Source organism: Paenibacillus sp. 7516 (assembly GCF_002272715.1).
GTDB classification, from domain to species: Bacteria; Bacillota; Bacilli; order Paenibacillales; family Paenibacillaceae; genus Paenibacillus; species Paenibacillus illinoisensis_A.
In genome coordinates this window covers 108970-127226 of the sequence record NZ_NPBI01000021.1, presented here as the reverse complement: position 1 = coordinate 127226, position 18257 = coordinate 108970, and the positions used below count along the sequence as shown (strand labels likewise).

Below are 18257 nucleotides of genomic sequence, written 5' to 3'. Positions count from 1 at the left end.
CTCTAAACCCACCACATATCGCCCAGCGGTTCCTCAATCAATACTTGCTGGAGATTTTGTACGGCTTTAGAGAATCCTTCTTCAACCGACATCAGACCGTCTTCGTGTTCAATACTTACAACATAATCGTAGCCTACGAGACGCAGGGCACTGATAATATCTGCCCAAGTCTTGTTATCATGGCCATAACCTACCGAGCGGAACTGCCAAGCGCGGTCAAGCATGTTTGTGTAATCCTGCATATCTGTCAAACCATGTTTGTTTACGTTTACTGGATCGATCGTTGTATCTTTAGCATGGAAGTGATGGATCGCGCCTTCACGTCCCAGAATGTGAATTGCTTGTACCGGATCAATTCCTTGCCACCACATGTGACTTGGATCCAGGTTCGCACCAATGACTTCCCCTGCAGCTTCACGCAGTCTTAACAATGTAGCTGGAGTATGCACTGAGAATCCACCGTGCAGTTCCAATCCTACTTTCACATTGTGATCTGCTGCATACTTGCCCCACTCTGTCCAGTACGGGATTACTTTGTTCTCCCACTGCCATTTCAGCACTTCTTGGAAATCATTCGGCCATGGTGCAACAGGCCAGTTCGGATACTTCGCATCTTCATGGTCTCCCGGGCATCCGGAGAATGTGTTCACTACAGGAACTTCCAGCTTTTGTGCCAATTGGACAGTTTTCACGAAATCATCATGGAAACCTTTGGCAATATCTTTTTGCGGATGAAGCGGGTTACCGTGACAGCTCAATGCGCTGATGGTCAGACCGCGTGATTCCACAGCATTTTTAAAGTTTTTCAGTGCTGCTTCATTGTTCAAAAGCTCCTCCGGATTGCAATGTGCATTGCCTGGATGGCCTCCAGTTCCGATCTCTACTGCTTTCAAACCCTTGGATGCTACGTAGTCAAGTGCATCCTCCAATTTACGTCCTCCGAATAGTACCAAAAATACGCCGAGTTTCAAGTGCGATTCCTCCCTGGATTAAATATCGAATAATTGCTGATTAAATGAACCAAGAACTGCATAATGTACCGTTCAGATCACAAGTTTGTTTTAATAGTGTGGAAAATCTAGAGCATTTCTATCCTGAAATTAAACGTAACAATACTGGTTATTCCAGATGGAAAAACCATCTTCCTGTGTTGCCCGAACTCAACTTAAATCAACTGAATTACCTTAATTCGATTGCACAATTTCTGTCGGGTCCTCATTTGCTTTGGTCGCTGCATTTGGATCGTAAGTACTCTCAAGCATAACGTGCTTGCCCTCCAGAGAAGAGCGCTGGAATGCATGCATCGCTTCTAGCACGTGATACGCGAGCTTGCCGCTGGCTTTGTGTTCCCGTCCGGCACGAATGGATTCGACCATCTCGGTAACACCAATTCCACGTTCATTCTGACTGCTTTCAAAGACAGGGGTTACTGTCTCCCACGTATCCTGACCGAATCTTCGCAGCTTCACTTCCCCATTGAAATAGTTAGGATCCGGTACACTCAGCGTGCCTTCGGTTCCGTAAATCTCAATCCGAGGCAAGTCCGAAGCGCCACGAATATCGAAGCTGGTAATCATCGTTGCAATGGCTCCGTCGGTAAAATCGATGGTACCTGCCAGATGCGTCGGAGTTTGTACTCGGAGAGGCGTTCCTTCCTTCGGTCCCGAGCCAATAACACGATCGGTGATCTGAATACCTGCAGAAGAGCTAATTCTCCGAATGGGTCCCAGCAATGTAACCAGCGCTGTCAGATAGTATGGTCCCATGTCAAACATAGGCCCTCCTCCCGCAATGTAAAAGAACTCGGGATCGGGATGCCATGCTTCAGGTCCGCCACCCATGAAGAAGGAAGTCGCCGCAATCGGTTTCCCGATCAGACCGTCTACAATAGCCTGACGTGCCGTCTGAATGCCTGATCCAAGGAAGGTATCCGGTGCGGAACCAACATACAATCCCTTCTCTTCAGCAAGTTCAATGACTTTGCGGCCGTCTTCAAGCGAAATGGCCAGTGGCTTCTCGGCATAGACATGCTTGCCTGATTCGAGCACAGCCAGATCGGTCATGGCATGACTGCCAGGCACCGTCAGGTTCAGCACAAGCTCGATTTCCTTATTTTGCAGCAACTCATCTACATTGTAAACGTTTGCGATATTAAATTCATCTGCCCGTTCCTGAGCACGTTCACGGATCAAGTCCGCTACGGCTACAATTTCAATGAGCGGGCTATTTTTCAGATTCTCCAGATAGATGGCGCTGATGTTACCGCACCCGATGATGCCTGCTTTTAATTTCTCCAATGTGACGTTCATCTCCTTACGCATGGTGAGAAGCTGTGATGAATGTTTTGTGCCTTGAATTTAATACTATGGTATTCCGTTTTGGGTTCAATTAAAATGAATAATATGATCGAAACATGAACTATCTGGTCATAATTTTCAAATTGCAAGGAGTATGCCAATGCCGACCGATTATTCCTGCCAGGTTCTTACAGCAGGCTTCTCATTTCATCGCAAACCCTATGCGGGTATTCATCCCGACGGGGTTAAGAACTACCTTCTGAGGCTGCAGACCGACGGTCGCTGCCGGGCACGAATAGACGGCGAGATGTCACTCGTCGATGCGGGCGATCTGCTTCTTTTCAGTCCGGACGAGCCTTATGAACTCAAAATAGACAATGAACGTAATCCGATGGGAGAACGACTCGTAGAGAGCGGTGACTACCATATCTTTTTTAATGGTTCCTGGGTGGATGAATGGTGGGAACGCCACAAAAGGCCAAACCGGATTAAGGTCGAATTGACCGAAAGCCTGCTGACCCTGTTCCGTCAACTCGTGCTGGAGCAGCGCCGAATCTCCAATCCATATCCAGAGATCTCCAGTTACTACATGCGTATCTTATGTCTGGAAGTGGATCGTCTTCTCTCTGAACATCCGACGATAACCAACACCAACTATGTGGCGTATGAAATAAAAAATTATATCGAGGAGAATGCTTCCTCCCTGTTCAAACTTGAAGATGTAGCAACCCATGTTGGCATCAGCGTGTCACGCGGGGTTCATCTGTTCAAGGAAGCGTTTGGCAAAAGTATCATGCAGTATACCCTGGACGTACGGCTAAACATGGCCAGAGAACGGATCATCTTCAGTCCGATGACGCTGGAGCATGTCGCCGAATCGTCGGGGTTTAACAATTACACCTATTTCCACCGCGTATTCCGCTCCCGGTTCGGCATGTCGCCCAAGGAATTCCGGCTCATTCACCGGGAACAGATGTAAGGTATTATACGTACATTCTGCTTATTTGCGCGCGGCGATTGCCTCCGATACCACCATGGCCAAGTCTTCGTTGCCAAACATGGACAATACACCCAGTACCGTATCATCCGGAATCTCTCCGGCTTCCTCCTTCGGCACAACCAGCTGCAGCACTTGCTGCAGCCGTTCATTGCTCTGCTGATCCGGGTAAGCTTGCCGATACATTTCTTCAGGGTCCAGTCCATGATTGGCACACCACTGGGCAAATACCAGAATCATCATTTCTTCTTCCTGTTTATAGGTCTCTACGACCGCTTCCTCGATCTGTTTTCTGCGTTCCTTTTCATATTCGTCCATTGTGTCATTCCTCCATTTGAGTTATGTTCTTCATCCCGTTTCAACAAAAAATCATTTGCGAATTAGCTGCTCTGCCAGCTCATGGCTATCCATGACGTGACTGGAGCTAATGATGCAATCGTCCGGCGTATTCAGATTAGCCAAGAAATGATTGACGGCTCCGCTAAATCCTCTTCGCGTTAATATGGAGTCCCAGCTGCCGAAAGTTTCCTTGCGTTCAAGCTCTCCGCGTTCGGTATATCTGGCCTCTTCCATATTCACAACTTCCACTGATCTGCCTCCGCCGTGGAGTTCGATCTTCTCCAGGTCAGCCCCTGCCTCGCGCACCATATCAAATCGGCCGATGGCCTTTCTTCCAAGCTTGGCAGATCCGGCAGCATGAAGAAGCTGGTCCAACTCATTCGTCCGGATCCATTGATGAACCAGCTCCACATTATGATCCGAATACCATAACATCAGATCCAGCATATGAATCAGATCATCATAGATCGTTTTTGCTGCAGGAAGATTCTGAATGCCTGTCCGATGCTTCGTTAACATCAAGGATTCAAACCCCTGCCCGCCTTGCATCCACGCTTTCGCTTTCTGGTACATCGGCGCAAATCTTCGGTTAAAACCTACCGCAAGGAGCAGCCCTTGCGCCTCGGCAAAAGCAGTCATTTCTTCGGATTCCCGCAAGGTGTAAGACAGCGGTTTGTCCACATATACAGCCAGTCCCCGTTCCAAACATTGCATGACGATGTCAAAATGTGCTTCCGTTGCTGTATGTACAAAAACGGCATCCAGATCCCAGGACAATAGTTCTTTCAGATCCGTCGTTCCGTTATCTAATCTATAAGCATGCTGAGCAGCCGTTACCGGCTCTGGAGAACGGTTCATAATACCGGCAATTTCCACATCGGGATGCGCGGTTAACAGGGGCAAGTATACTTTTTGAGCAATACCCCCAAGTCCGATGATCCCAGCTCGGGTTCGCTTCGTTGTTTCCATGATAAGCATTCCACCTTCAGATGAGTTCTAAGTTCCACGACCTATAGTGTAACCCTTCAGCCAGCAACATGCCAGTTGAGCAGCACCTGAAATGATTGAATTATCCGGTTCCCGGTCGAACGTGGTACACTTGGGTAGAAAGGCATGTAGGATCAGGAGATTGGGGTAGTCCCTGACCTGAAAGGAGCGTTTGGGGATTTGCGGAAATGGTTATGGCTCCTCTTGTATGTTTTGCTCGCCGGAGTCACGTTTATTTACAGATATGAACTGCTGGCATGGACCGATCAGAATCAGTCCATACCCCTTCTCATTATCATAGCAATGCTTTTTGCGTTGGTACCTGTGATACCCTACAAGTTTGTAATCGCAGCTTTGGGGTACAGTTACGGCACCACAACAGCAGCTTGGGTATGCTGGGTGGGGACAACCCTCGCAGCACTGCTCGTTTATGCGGGAGCGAGATATGCTTTTCGTAATCAGGCCAGAGCTTACTTGGATCGCATCCGTGGATTGAGTCGTTTTACCACCTGGATGGAGGCGCATCCCTTTATGGGCATTATGACGCTTCGCCTGCTTCCCGTTGTGCCTCAAACTGCGGTCAATATCTATGCCGGCATTACCTACACACCTTTTTGGGTGTTCATGGTGGCTACGGCCATCGGCAAAATGCCTGCCATTTTAATTTTTGCCTATGCGGGCACGCAAGCGGAAACTTCCATCTGGGCGAGTCTGCTCATTTTCGTGGGATACTTTGTCATTATGGGCCTCGTCTTACTGCTGTTTCGTGTTCGCTCGCGAAAAAAGACCTGATGATTATTCATCAACATGACTAACGAGCTTCATCGTCCCTGTCCGGCTTGGTTGGCTTGCCAATTCAGGATATAATAGAAGTGTAAGCCAAATTCATTGATCTTCATCAGAAATGGAGTGACTATAGCATGGAACAACATTCAAGTGAAAAAGCAACATTTGCAGGCGGATGCTTCTGGTGTATGGTATCCCCCTTTGAGGAACTGCCCGGAATTCACAAGATCGTATCGGGTTATACAGGAGGACATACCGAGAATCCCACATATGAGGAAGTCTGTTCGGAAACGACAGGACATGTAGAGGCCGTTCAAATTACGTTCGACCCTTCCATCTTCCCTTATGAGAAGCTCGTCGAATTATTCTGGCAGCAGATCGATCCGACGGATACGGGTGGACAATTCCATGACCGCGGATCTTCATACCAGACGGCTATCTTCTACCACAACGAAGAACAGCGTCAGATTGCAGAGGCCTCCAAGGCGGCTCTGGAGCAGAGCGGACGGTTTGATAAACCGATCTTCACACCCATTTTGCCTGCCAAACCATTCTATGAGGCGGAAGAACATCATCAGGACTACCACCACAAAAATCCGGCTCACTACAAACGGTATCGCAAAGGCTCCGGCCGTGAAGACTTTATCGAGCGCAACTGGTCCGGCAATGTGGATAAAAGCAATCTGAAAGAGCGTCTGACTCCACTGCAATACGAAGTGACCCAGAATAATGCAACGGAGCCTGCGTTCCACAACGAGTTCTGGGATCACCACGGTGACGGAATCTATGTGGATATCGTTTCTGGCGAGCCTCTCTTCAGTTCAACGGACAAGTACGATTCCGGCTGCGGCTGGCCAAGCTTCACGCGTCCATTGCGTGATTACAACGTGAAGGAAAAAACAGATCTCAGCCATTTCATGATTCGTACCGAAGTCAGAAGCCGTGAAGGGGATTCCCATCTGGGGCACCTGTTTAACGACGGTCCTGTCGAAGCGGGTGGTATGCGGTACTGCATTAACTCCGCCGCTCTTCGCTTTGTACCGAAGGAAGACTTGCAAAAAGAGGGATACGGCGAGTATGCAGTCCTCTTCAAATAAATTAAATACGACTGCCTGACCGTGGAACCAAAACACGGTCCAAAAAAGCAGGAGCAGCGGGTTATCACCGTTGCTCCTGCTTTTTTCATGTTCCTATTTGAATCAGATACGACATGTAAAGAGTTCTTGACACCTGCACTTTTTTCCATTTACAATACAGCTGTAAAGAGTTCTTTACAACCTAGGGGCAAGAAAAGAGGTTGATTCATGCAAAACCGCATTAAGCTGCTGCGTGAAGAGCTGGGTATATCCCAAGGCAAACTCGCCGAGTTGTGCGACGTCAGCAGACAAACCATTAACGCCATAGAGAATGACAAATACGACCCCAGCCTTCCGCTCGCCTTTGCTATTTCCGAGGCGCTTGAGGTCACCATCGAGCAGTTATTTCAGTACGAAAGGAAGAATTCAGAGTGAAAATAAAGCATTGGAAAATGACACTTACAGGTGCTGCAGCATTTATTGTCCTTGCTACCGTTATTTATCGTACGGCATCAGGAAAGGACATTGGATTGAATGATATTGCTTCACTTGGTGCAGTTACGATTCTTTTCCTGTCAGCCCTAACTTGGGGCACCAAAGAGGATCGTGATGGGGTGCGTGAGGATGAGGAACTGGGCAGACGCATTACGGAGCAGAGCTCGAAGGTGGGATATTTTATACTGACCCTGTTCATTCTGGTGGCAGTTGGCATAGATCAATGGGTCCATGAAAAGCCAAGCCTCCTGCTATTATCGTTGCTCGGACTTTCCATGGTTACGCTGCCTTTTATCGAATGGGTTCACATGCGCAAATACAAGACAACAGAGGATTAACGTGTTCTGCGCAGCATCCCTCCCCTGTTGTCCTGTTCCATTTAGTTCTTCACATCCAGCTGACGACCCAGCCGATCCAGTATGCAAATGGAATGAGCAGCAGCTGGGCCACAAGCGTGCCGAATAAACGGGATACCAGCATGCAGCCATAGATCTGATTCATTCGGTCCAAACGGATTTCGCCTCGCAGGGATTTGTCACTGAGCAGAGAAATTCGCGGATCGATCAGGATCGTTAACAAAATGGTCGCAATTCCGTTAATCAGCCCTGTCGATTGGGAGGCAGCCACTGCCTGCCCTGGATACAGGTAAGCTGCGTACAAACTGGATAATACACCCGTCGTATAAATGGCTGTCACCGCTACATTAAGCGTCATCAAACGTCTTGGCATTCCATGCTGCACTAGCCGCTTAGCCATCTTCCAGGAAGGCGGCGTAATATAGTAGGCTGCGTTTCTGATTTTGGTGCCGTTCAGCAACCCGCGTACCATCGCCGGAATGGACCCCGCTGCTTCAAAATGCACAACCATTCTGGACGCAAGCTTCACCATTGTTGGAAAACACAATATGGCGATTGCGGTTCCTGCTGTTGCCGCCCCCATCAGCCAGTGCAGCTGCACGGCAAAATGTGAGTTCCCTCCACTTGCTGCGGTATCCACCAGATTCCCTACCATTGGTCCCTGGGCCATGTTGGATGTACGCGATACTAGCAGCAGAATCCCCGATAAGGAAAGAGCCAGCGCAATTCTACGGGTTCTTAGCCCGCCAAGACGAAGCGCATAGGACAGGCTGTCTGCAGCGTGAATAAGCATGGTAAACAGCATCGGAATAGCCAGACTTAGACTGAACATATGATTGTGCTCCTTTATCTTCCTGTTATTGAACTTTTTGTACATGTGACAGCATTATACCCCTCCAGCTTGCAAAAGTATAGGAATGCCATCCCTATATGATAAATCATTCCCCTTCACAGCCTGTCCATTTTGTCGTTTATCCCTTCTCCCATAGGGTAATATACAACTAACCATTATTACTATACAGGAGGGATTCAGGCATGCCTTGGAATAAGAATGATTATCCGGTATCCATGAAAAATCTGGAGCCCCGTATCCGAAATAAGGCGATTGAAATCGCCAATGCCCTGCTGGATGATGGGTATGAGGAAGGACGCGCAATAGCGATAGCCACTGCCAAAGCCGAAGAATGGGATGAGAACCACCCTGCAACAGGTTCATCGCATTCGGGCAAATCATCCGATGGTAGCAGTTCTGCTTCTAAACGTCGCCATTCGGAACCCGTCTCGTCTTCCAAAAGCCATGACAATATTCACGTCGTACCCACGGATTCGGGCTGGGCCATTAAGGAAGAAGGCCAATCCCAGTATGTATCCACGTTTGACACCAAATCTGAAGCGGTGAATGCCGCCAAGGAAATTAGCGGCGAGCAGAACATTCGGGCTATTATTCACAACCAGGATGGACAGATCGCTTCTTCCATCAAACCCTGACCGATTTGTGCATTGCTCTGAAAGTGATCCATATGAAGAATAGCTTTCCAGCGTAAAAAGCAACAAAAAAAAGTCCTTTTGACTGCCGCTCAGGCAGTCAAAAGGACTTTTTGGTACATTCCATTTAATGTGTTACTCCTCTCGCCACTGAAGTCCGTGGTGCAGGAGCAGTCACCGCCTTGGCTGCCGAAGGCATGGATACCTTCACAGCTGAGGTCGTAACGGTCCGGCGTACCGGAACACTGACCACGTACGTAATGACTTTGCTGGCGATCCACACGGCCAGAATGGTATATAAAGTTTCCTTTACCGGAAGAAAGAAAAGGGATAAGCCCAGTACAAACGCATCGCTGACAAAGAAAACTGTTCCCAGCTTCCATCCCTTCCAGCGGCTAACGAGCACGGCAAGAATATCATCTCCGCCTGTCGCTCCGCCGAATCGGAGCACGATCCCTGCCCCTACACCCGTCAATACGCCGGATAGGACTGCCGGAATCCACAGGTTTCCGTTGAATGACATCTGCAATGTCGAGTATCGCTCAAAGCCGTCATAGAACAGGGAGAATGCGCCGACGCCAATCAGCGCCTGAATCATGAACTTCCAGCCCTTAATGAACCAGGCCAGGATCATGACCGGGATGTCGAGTAACAGCATGCCGATGGCAGGCGATAACCCCGTCGCGTATTTTCCGAGCAGGGCCAGACCGACAAATCCGCCCTCCGATAAATGATTCTGAAAATTAATGTGATAGTAAGCAAATGCCAAAATAAAAGTACCGAGCAGCATGATGGCGAGTTTTCCCGCCTCAGCCTTAATGTGTTGTTTGGTTAACGATGTTCTCTTCATTCAGGTTCCCTCGCAGTTTGTAGGTTGGTTTTTTAGACCGACCGTACCCTGCAAAAGGCAAGCCTGGAAGAAATCATCGTATTTGTCCTTCGAATATTCATTCCAATCCCCTCTTTCGCAGAGTCAGCCGTTTTTTTGAATACGGTTGGTTTACTCTACAAGGGGCGCTAAGTGTATGAGAGATCGTAACGTTTCCAGATCGTCCTTGGGGAGATTGTCCTTCGGGAACTCATGGTATCCTGATCCTTTCTGTCTGTTTGTGGTTAGCTATTTCAATTAAACTGGCGAACATCACACGTTTGACTCATGAACTTTACACTTAACCACTTTGATTGCAGCTCCCTCTTCCGATCGCTGTTATCCCCGGAATTTTTTTGATTCCCTTCTCCTAAGGGAAAAATTCGGTGATAAACGCGAGCGCTTCGCTTCTCCAGATGGATTCTGCACTCTTCGTTCCGTGTAAATGACAATCTGATAAAAAACATGTGAAATTTTTTACCAGTTTAAACTTCTATAGCTAACTTGCTTGTTCTTCTATTATATAACACCGACGTGGACGGGTCTAAACAGCAGACCCTTCAAAAATGCGCATAAAGCATGCTCTGGACGGCTCCAGCAGGCAAACAGCCACACCAGGACAATCTATGCTTACTAATGGTGCAACCTGCTCCTTCATTCTATGACCGATGATTGCGAATATAACTGTCCAGTCACCCAACTGTGACAATTTGGGGCCATTTTTTATTTTTGTGCGAATTTTGAAGGAATCATCGGGAGCTTTCACATACACTATAGCAAACGAAAATTGGCTCATTCTTGACCAGCGTGGACGTTTTCCAGACTTACTCTGCTGTTTATGGTATAATATAACAATTGATTCCCACTACCGTTTAAGCGAGGCGGATTGATGAAAACGTTGAAGCCAAGAGTCTTTATTGGCTGCTCGCTGGAAGCGAAGCCGATTGCAGCCGCAGTACACGAAAATTTGCGTTTCTCAGCCGAAGTTACTCCTTGGTACTCCGGTGTTTTCAATCCAAGCAGCTATACGATGGACGATCTGGAAACAGAGGTGCGCACGACGGACTTTGCCATTTTTATTTTTCATCCGGATGATATATCCAAAATTCGCGGGAAGTACTATGCATCTGTCAGGGATAATACAATGCTGGAAATGGGTTTGTTTATGGGTCGTTTGGGACGAAAGCGTATTTTTTTCATTCTTCCGGAGGATATTACGGACATCAAGGATGCTGCAAAAATCGAGGGATTGCGTATGCCTACCGATCTGCTTGGTTTGAATCCACTGGTCTATGAGATTCGTTCTGATGGCAAGTGGGCGCCAGCCGTGTCGGTTGCATGCTCCAAAATCGCTGACAGTATTGAAGAACAAGGACGATGGGTAGATCCAGAATTGGAGAAAATCATCAATCAGCATAAAGTGACTGAAGGAGAAGCCCGGTTGCAATTGCTAAAGCTTCTGAGGTTCTTCAGAGAGTTGCTGCGGGTTCGCAAAGCTGATGCCGTCATGCTCGACCGAATGAGTGATGCCCTTCGTACGGCATTTGTGTCCCATCCTCCATTCGCAGTACGTGGTACAGCCATATACCGTACAGATGACAGTGGTTATATCGAGCAATTATGTGGTAATGTAGGGGAACCGGGGAGAAAATATGAGTTGTCTGCCAATGACGACAAAGAGCCGGATGACCCCAAGCGTATCCTGGTCATTGATTCTTACCGTGAAAATAAAATCAAGATTAACCTGTATGACGATTACCTTGAGAAAGAATATCTGCTATGCTATCCTGTAGCCAAGAGGTATGTGATTACGGTTCATATTATTGGACATATAGAAGCGGATGAGGCGGTATTTCAGCAGATTGACCTACAGAATCGTCAACTGTTTAACGCCATCAACGATTTGTTAGGAGGCGAACCGGAATGAAACCGGAAATGAAAAAAATAAGCAAGCGCTGGGGCAGCGAAAAAAAGGTACGCCTCAGCTCTGCGCCCGAATCATCACGACCGGTTCCGGAACCTAAGGAAGAAGATCGTTTCCACAAACCGGCCGTCCCGCTAATTACGATCGGCCCCTCGCTTAAGGGGAAGGAACGACCTTATAAGGTCATCCTGGAAAAAGAAGCTTTGTACGAGAAACCTCAATATTTAGCTTAACTCTATGCATTGTTCTCGATTCTGCCGCTGAAATCGGCAGTACGTCACAGGCCCCGCCGCCCAAGGCAGGGGCTTTTTTGTTGGCATTCTCCCGCAAGCAAACCAACCAACCGGACCATCGGACCATCCTCTCCCCACTAACCTCGGAAAGCTTAAGAATCCAGCTCTGCTATTGCATTAGGCCATTTCTTACGCTCTTAGGTTTCCTGCAAAACCCAAAAATTATACCTAAAATTTGGAGCGTGCTTGTCCTGATCAATCATCCCCATAATGAATGTACATGGCCCTGCTGAAAGCCCAATCCCATTTTTTTCTTGTTGTATTCCGTATCATCATTGCATATATTGATTATAATATAGGAACACATGTTCTGTAAATATGTATATTCGAATTCAAGGTTAAGGAAGTGAATGTATGTCATCCTCCCCTTCCGCCCCATCCCCTGCGGATGAAGACCACCGATTGGTTAAAAGCCTTGTCGTGCGTACCCTGCTGCTGGATGTGCTTGAACGGGATATTCACACCCTGGATTCACTTCTGCTGAAAATGCCTGAGGTGTACGTCCTATCCCTGACCCGCATTCAAAATCAGGTACTTCAAGAAATGCTGGCAGTTCGGCAGCAAATGCGGAAACGTGGTGTCAAAATTCTTGAGGAGAAGCGTGAACAGGAAGGCATCGAAACTGTCTACCTGTGCAGGGGATATTGGCAGCGGTTCTACATGCTTTGGACGTTCGCACGTAATGAAGTTAAGCAAGAACTCAGCCGACATCTGCATATTGATCTGACGCAGCACTTGTAGCTTGAACCGGAATACAGGTTGACCCGGAGTGGCCGGGTTCATTAAGATGGTATGGAACGTTATCATTATCAACGATGAACCTATATTAGACGTGAAATGAATTCTTCCTAAAACAAAAAAGCCTGTCGTCTATAATAAGGCGAACAGACTCTATGATTAGAAATTCCCTCAGACGTCTCACTACTCAAGGAGTTGTACTTCATGAATTTGAAATCGGGTAACCAACCATCCACCAGATATACGGGCATTGCCGCAGATGTCACCGAGTTGATCGGACAGACGCCGGCTGTAAAACTCAACAGGCTCACAGGCAGCGATTCTGCTGACGTATATGTCAAACTGGAATATTTCAATCCAAGCGGCAGTGTCAAGGATCGTGCCGCTTACAACCTGATCGTCCAGGCTGAGCGGGCAGGGCTGCTGCTTCCCGGAGCAACCATCATCGAGCCGACCAGCGGCAATACCGGCATCGGTCTTGCCATGAATGCAGCTGCCAAAGGATATAAGGCCATTCTCGTCATGCCTGACAATATGTCCAAGGAGCGCATCAACATTCTGAAAGCCTATGGCGCAGATGTTGTGCTCACTCCTGCGGCTGAACGGATGCCCGGGGCCATTCGCAAAGCGAAAGAGCTTCACGCTGACATTCCGGGAAGCTTCATTCCTCAGCAATTCGAGAATCAGGCTAATCCGGACATTCACCGGGTTACCACTGCTCCCGAGATTATACAGCAGATGGAGGGCAAGCTGGATGCCTTCATTGCAACCGCGGGCACAGGCGGCACCATTACCGGAACCGGTGAAGAGCTGCGCAAGCAGCTGCCGGATATCCGGATCTATGCGGTGGAGCCCAAAGGTTCACCCGTGCTATCCGGCGGTGAGCCCGGTCCCCACAAGCTCGTCGGTACAAGTCCGGGGTTCATACCGGACATTCTGAATACCGACGTGTGGGACTCCATTATCCAGGTGTCCGATGAGGATGCACTGGATACCATGCGGCAGCTTGCTGCCCAGGAAGGGCTGCTGCTCGGCCCTTCATCTGGCGCTTCGGCCTGGGCCGCACTGCGCATTGCGCGAGAATTGGGGCCAGGCCACCGAGTGCTCTGTATTGCGCCGGATACCGGGGAACGGTATTTGAGCATGGGTATTTTTTAAAACAACATAATCTGTACTCCTAAAAGGCTGCCCCTTAAGTCATCATGTTGACCGAGGGCAGCCTATTTGCGTTCACTTACGCCATGAACCTGATACACGCTTAGCTAGGAGTAAGGGAAACCCAACTTCAGGCACCCTCAGTATCAAAATAAAAATAAGCTCTTGCTCCCTACAGATGATTTTATCCGCAGAGAACAAGAACTTATTTCAATAAGGAATCATTTTAAGAACATTTAACCTAAACCAATCAGTGTGTTAACGTGGTCCACTCCACACCTTTGGGAAGCAGGGCAGCAATGCGGTCTTTGGCTTCCTTTTTGGTATACAGCGATTCATCGAGAATAACTGCAGAACCCGAGTCACTACTTGTGCGAATCAAACGTCCCAGACCTTGCTTCACGCGCAGCAGCATATATGGAAGATCAATCTCTTCGTATGGTGCCGCCGATGCACTGCGTTTAGCATTAAATACAGGATCCTGCGGAGGATACGGAAGCGACCAGATCAAGACATTGGATAATGAAGGGCCCGGAACGTCCAGTCCCTCCCACAGATTGACGGAGCACAGCACACTCTCCTCATCCTGCTGGAACGCTGCAATCAGATCACTAATCTCCCGGTCGCCTTCGTACATGAAACGCAGGCCCTGCGCTTCCGGAACATGAACGATGTCCTGTTTAAACGTTCGCAGCTCTTCCATGGTACGGAACAGAATAAGCGCACGGCCGCCACTTTCCTGAACCATCGACACAGCGTCACGCATCCGATTTTCGTTCTCCGGGTGACCTGGTACAGCTTGATCTGTAATTTTCATCTGCATTTTATCCGCATAATCATATGGAGAAGCAACCGAGAACGATACAAAATCATCAATTCCCAGACTGTCCGCCACATAACGGAAGGAGTTGTCTACAGACAAGGTTGCAGAAGAGAATACAATTGGAATCCCGGTATTGAACACGCGTTCGTTCAGGATTTCTTTTACCGTGCGAGGCATGATGGACAGTGTCGTCTCGTCCTCATTCTCTTCAGCCCAGCAGATGTAACCATCTTCCTTGCGGAACAGAGACAATGCCGTCTGGATCATATCAAGATGTTCTTCCACTACTCTCATCTGATAACCATCCAGCGAGAATAGTCCGCTCTCAAACACCAATTCTTCACCGATGGCATCCAGCACACTGGTCAGACGTTCAATTTCACGCAGCAGCGGCGCTTCTACCCGAACTTCCTTCCGTTCTGAGCCTGGAATCGCCACCGTATACGTATCCAGCAGTCTAAACAGTCGCTCACTGCTCTCAATCGCTTCGTCCACACGCTCTGCTAGGGATTCACGAATCTCCCCTTCCAAAAGCCGGGTCACCAGTTCCTCGAAGATGCGGTGTTTCAGTTTGTAGCTGAGTGCGTTCAGCGCTGCCTCTTCCAGCAAATGCCCTTCATCAAATACAACCGAGCTGTGATCAGGCAGCAGCGGCAGCTGTCCCTCGCGTTTGCGGGCCTCGTAGGTCCACACATGCTCCATGTAGTAATCATGGGAACAGATGATGATGTCCTTGGAGCGGCGATAGTGGTCACGCGATAGCGTCAGGCCGCAGCGCTGTCTTTTTGGACAAACAAAGCAATCCTGAAATGGGTCCCAGTTGATCTTGTTCCACTGGCGATCGTTCAGGTGCGGATACTGTTTGCGGTCACCATAGGGATGGAAAGCCTGAAGCGTTCCAGGTGTATTCACGAAATCCGGCAGGCTCTCATGCACTTCTTCAATAACAGGTGCATCCTCATCCGCGAATCGCACCGCACTTAATTTGTTCAAACAAACGTATTGATCTGGTGATTTACCGAGACGAGCGTCCACCTGAAGATCCAGATGTTCAGCCAGCTTCGCAATATCTCCGCCCGGCTTCACCAATTGTTCAATCAATGACTCATCGGCGCAGGCAATCACTGCCGGTTTGCCCGTATAACGTGCATAACAGACTGCATAGAGCAGGTAGACTAACGTCTTGCCTGTCCCTACACCGGCTTCAGCCATAATGGTCTTTTTATCTCCATAGGCCCGTTCGAGCTGGTACGCCATAAAAATCTGTTCATCCCGTACCTCGAAGCCGGATTCAGGCAAAATATCGTAAAAAACATCGGCCACCCATTCTCCCAAACGGGATACAAAGGGCTCTGCCGGGTCATATGCAAAAGGATAACGTTGTGTAGACAATCCTTGGTCAGCCTCCATTCTTATACAAGCGGTCCTCAACATTTTCCGTTCAAAAAAGGCCGCTGGGCAAAAGTTAATTATCTCACGCCATGAGGTAAGTGACAAGCTTTTTTTACTACAATACATGTATAGAACAAGAATGCAGGGAAAATATATATTCGAATCCATCAAAAGGAAAGGCGGTGCTCCATGAATCATCATTCTTCACAATCAGAGCATTCCCCAGACACGGCACAAGAGACATTAACGGATCGTCAGGGCCATCCCGTCACGGATAATCAGAATGTCCGAACCGTCGGCAGCCGGGGACCGACTACGCTGGAGAATTATCATTTCCTCGAAAAGATTACGCATTTTGACCGCGAACGTATTCCTGAGCGGGTGGTGCATGCACGCGGTGCTGGTGCTCATGGCATTTTCGAAGCATACGGAACAGCCGGTGATGAGCCTGTATCCAAATATACACGTGCTCGTCTGTTTCAGGAGAAAGGCAAACAAACCCCTGTGTTTGTCCGTTTCTCCACGGTAATCCATGGTGGGCATTCGCCAGAGACGCTCCGTGATCCGCGCGGCTTCGCTGTGAAATTTTATACCGAAGACGGCAACTGGGATCTTGTTGGCAACAACCTGAAAATCTTTTTCATTCGTGATCCGCTGAAATTCCCGGATATGGTACATGCCTTCAAACCGGACCCGTTGACCAATGCACAGGACATGGAGCGGTTTTTCGACTTCGTTTCGCTTAGTCCTGAAGCTACCCATATGGTTACGTTCCTCTTCTCCCCATGGGGAATACCGGCCAATTATCGCCAAATGCAGGGATCGGGCGTCAATACATACAAATGGGTAAACCAAGAAGGCACGGGCGTGCTCATTAAATATCACTGGGAACCCCTGAAGCAAGGGATACGGAACCTGCTGCAAAAAGACGCCAGCGAGATTCAGGGACAGAATTTCAACCACGCCACCCTGGACCTGTATCATGCGATTGAACAAGGGGATTACCCGGAATGGGAGCTGTGCGTTCAGATCATGGAAGACGGCGAACATCCGGAGTTGGACTTCGATCCACTCGATCCGACCAAGCTGTGGCCGCCAGAGCAATTTCCGTTTTTGCCAGTTGGAAAAATGACCTTGAACCGCAATCCCGAGGATTACTTTAACGAAGTGGAACAAGCTGCGTTTGGCACAGGGGTTCTCGTGGATGGGCTGGATTTCTCAGATGACAAATTGCTGCAAGGGCGCACCTTCTCCTACTCGGATACCCAACGTCACCGGGTTGGAGCGAACTATCTGCAGCTGCCTGTGAATGCTCCCAAAAATCGCGTAGCCACCAACCAAAGCGGTGGTCAGATGCAGTACAAAGTTGATCGTGCACCAGGACAGAATCCGCATGTGAACTACGAGCCTTCTTCTCTGGGTGGTCTGTCCGAAGCAGCTCCACGCGGCAAGGAGCATGAACCTCTTATTGAAGGTCGTCTGGTTCGGGAGAAAATTCCGCGTCCTAACGACTTCGGTCAAGCCGGGGATACATACCGGGCGTTTGAAGATTGGGAGCGAGACGAATTGATCAGCAACCTGGTCGGTGCGCTCTCCAAATGTAAACCGGACATTCGTGAACGCATGATCTCACACTTCACTCAGGCGGATGCCGACTACGGTCGTCGTGTAGCTGAAGGACTGGCAGCTGTGCCGACGGATGACAGTGCGGCGGTTCAGCCAAAACATGAGCAAGGTGTGGAAGAAGCATCCCGGCGCGGACATGAAGCTGATCCCTACTAAAAGTCGAAACAAGGGCAGCTGGTGACAGAAGAAATTAGCATGTAGTACCGTATCAAAATTTATCTTGGATCTGACCACCATGGCCAGTGCCCCAATAGTTCAACTGCCTAATGCAGCTGCTATCGGGGCTTTTTTTGATTTTTACCCACGGACAATTAATCTTCCAATCAAATCTGTGCTTTCCAAATTTAATTTAAGATTGTTCAGGTTCATTTCGGTGGATCAATCTTGTTTTCATGCCATTTTTTCATCCAGTTGACCCCTTCCTCTCGTTCAATTCAGACGATTGCTCGTTAAATTAAGGCGATCTGCCAATGTAAGGATTATGCATCACCTTTTAAATAGCAACACTTGAGACCTCGACGTCTGACATGCCGGCTTGTGTAGCTGACCCAATGAAATGATTATTGTTGATAACGCTTACACGTTTTACGATGAACCTATGCCTTACCGAAAATCCCTAT

The 18257-nt window shown here is 48.6% G+C and carries 18 protein-coding genes; 11 read left to right on the top strand and 7 right to left on the bottom strand.

All coding sequences use genetic code 11. The features are described from left to right. Window positions 1-2: 2 nt before the first annotated feature. Together CHI14_RS19065 and CHI14_RS19060 are read right to left on the bottom strand one after the other, a co-directional pair. Entirely contained in the window at window positions 3-971 is a 969-nt protein-coding gene (locus CHI14_RS19065; protein ID WP_095290356.1) for a sugar phosphate isomerase/epimerase family protein, read from the bottom strand. Window positions 972-1184: 213 nt separating this feature from the next. Beyond that, complete coding sequence (locus CHI14_RS19060; protein ID WP_095290354.1) at window positions 1185-2297, bottom strand: Gfo/Idh/MocA family protein; 1113 nt, start codon at window positions 2295-2297, stop codon at window positions 1185-1187. A 160-nt stretch (window positions 2298-2457) separates the two neighbouring features. Here CHI14_RS19060 and CHI14_RS19055 point away from each other — a divergent pair, with 160 nt between their 5' ends. Then, a complete protein-coding gene (locus CHI14_RS19055) occupies window positions 2458-3276 on the top strand; it encodes a helix-turn-helix domain-containing protein (RefSeq protein WP_095290352.1) in 819 nt (272 codons plus the stop codon). 21 nt (window positions 3277-3297) lie between these two features. Here CHI14_RS19055 and CHI14_RS19050 read toward each other — a convergent pair whose 3' ends face one another. Both CHI14_RS19050 and CHI14_RS19045 read right to left on the bottom strand, forming a co-directional pair. Next, window positions 3298-3612 (bottom strand): hypothetical protein, encoded by a 315-nt coding sequence (locus CHI14_RS19050; protein WP_095290350.1) that lies wholly within the window; start codon window positions 3610-3612, stop codon window positions 3298-3300. Between the two features lie 51 nt (window positions 3613-3663). Continuing rightward, a complete protein-coding gene (locus CHI14_RS19045; protein ID WP_095290349.1) occupies window positions 3664-4602 on the bottom strand; it encodes a Gfo/Idh/MocA family protein in 939 nt (312 codons plus the stop codon). 198 nt (window positions 4603-4800) lie between these two features. On the opposite strand from CHI14_RS19045, the gene CHI14_RS19040 reads away from it, so the two are divergent. From CHI14_RS19040 to CHI14_RS19025, 4 genes are all read left to right on the top strand, one after another. Further along, on the top strand, window positions 4801-5412 hold the full coding sequence (locus CHI14_RS19040; protein WP_095290347.1) for a TVP38/TMEM64 family protein: 612 nt from the start codon (window positions 4801-4803) through the stop codon (window positions 5410-5412). Window positions 5413-5540: 128 nt separating this feature from the next. Beyond that, window positions 5541-6503, top strand: a complete 963-nt coding sequence (msrA, locus tag CHI14_RS19035) for a peptide-methionine (S)-S-oxide reductase MsrA (protein ID WP_095290345.1) — start codon at window positions 5541-5543, stop codon at window positions 6501-6503. Between the two features lie 207 nt (window positions 6504-6710). Further along, a complete protein-coding gene (locus tag CHI14_RS19030) occupies window positions 6711-6917 on the top strand; it encodes a helix-turn-helix transcriptional regulator (RefSeq protein WP_095290343.1) in 207 nt (68 codons plus the stop codon). Next, on the top strand, window positions 6914-7315 hold the full coding sequence (locus tag CHI14_RS19025) for a hypothetical protein (RefSeq protein WP_095290341.1): 402 nt from the start codon (window positions 6914-6916) through the stop codon (window positions 7313-7315). The genes CHI14_RS19030 and CHI14_RS19025 overlap by 4 nt, the downstream gene beginning before the upstream one ends. Window positions 7316-7364: 49 nt before the next feature. Here the strand turns inward: CHI14_RS19025 and CHI14_RS19020 are convergent, their stop codons facing one another. Beyond that, window positions 7365-8165 carry a lipid II flippase family protein gene (locus CHI14_RS19020; RefSeq protein ID WP_095290339.1) on the bottom strand — a complete coding sequence of 267 codons (801 nt, stop codon included), beginning with the start codon at window positions 8163-8165 and terminating at the stop codon, window positions 7365-7367. 203 nt (window positions 8166-8368) lie between these two features. Here CHI14_RS19020 and CHI14_RS19015 point away from each other — a divergent pair, with 203 nt between their 5' ends. Further along, window positions 8369-8821, top strand: coding sequence for a DUF2188 domain-containing protein (locus CHI14_RS19015; RefSeq protein WP_095290337.1), 453 nt, complete (start codon window positions 8369-8371; stop codon window positions 8819-8821). Between the two features lie 124 nt (window positions 8822-8945). Here CHI14_RS19015 and CHI14_RS19010 read toward each other — a convergent pair whose 3' ends face one another. Continuing rightward, on the bottom strand, window positions 8946-9668 hold the full coding sequence (locus CHI14_RS19010; RefSeq protein ID WP_095290336.1) for a YitT family protein: 723 nt from the start codon (window positions 9666-9668) through the stop codon (window positions 8946-8948). 907 nt (window positions 9669-10575) lie between these two features. Between CHI14_RS19010 and CHI14_RS19005 the strand changes: the two genes are divergently transcribed. From CHI14_RS19005 to cysK, 4 genes are all read left to right on the top strand, one after another. Then, on the top strand, window positions 10576-11613 hold the full coding sequence (locus tag CHI14_RS19005) for a nucleotide-binding protein (protein WP_095290334.1): 1038 nt from the start codon (window positions 10576-10578) through the stop codon (window positions 11611-11613). Beyond that, on the top strand, window positions 11610-11843 hold the full coding sequence (locus CHI14_RS19000; RefSeq protein WP_095290332.1) for a hypothetical protein: 234 nt from the start codon (window positions 11610-11612) through the stop codon (window positions 11841-11843). Before CHI14_RS19005 ends, CHI14_RS19000 begins: the two co-directional genes overlap by 4 nt. A 414-nt stretch (window positions 11844-12257) precedes the next feature. Next, window positions 12258-12644 (top strand): YhjD family protein, encoded by a 387-nt coding sequence (locus tag CHI14_RS18995; RefSeq protein ID WP_095290329.1) that lies wholly within the window; start codon window positions 12258-12260, stop codon window positions 12642-12644. Window positions 12645-12845: 201 nt separating this feature from the next. Further along, window positions 12846-13799, top strand: coding sequence for a cysteine synthase A (gene cysK, locus CHI14_RS18990; RefSeq protein ID WP_095290328.1), 954 nt, complete (start codon window positions 12846-12848; stop codon window positions 13797-13799). A 247-nt stretch (window positions 13800-14046) separates the two neighbouring features. On the opposite strand, the gene CHI14_RS18985 is transcribed toward cysK, so the two are convergent. Beyond that, entirely contained in the window at window positions 14047-16029 is a 1983-nt protein-coding gene (locus CHI14_RS18985) for an ATP-dependent DNA helicase (protein ID WP_095290326.1), read from the bottom strand. 171 nt (window positions 16030-16200) lie between these two features. Between CHI14_RS18985 and CHI14_RS18980 the strand changes: the two genes are divergently transcribed. After that, on the top strand, window positions 16201-17793 hold the full coding sequence (locus tag CHI14_RS18980) for a catalase (protein ID WP_095290325.1): 1593 nt from the start codon (window positions 16201-16203) through the stop codon (window positions 17791-17793). Window positions 17794-18257: the final 464 nt, after the last annotated feature.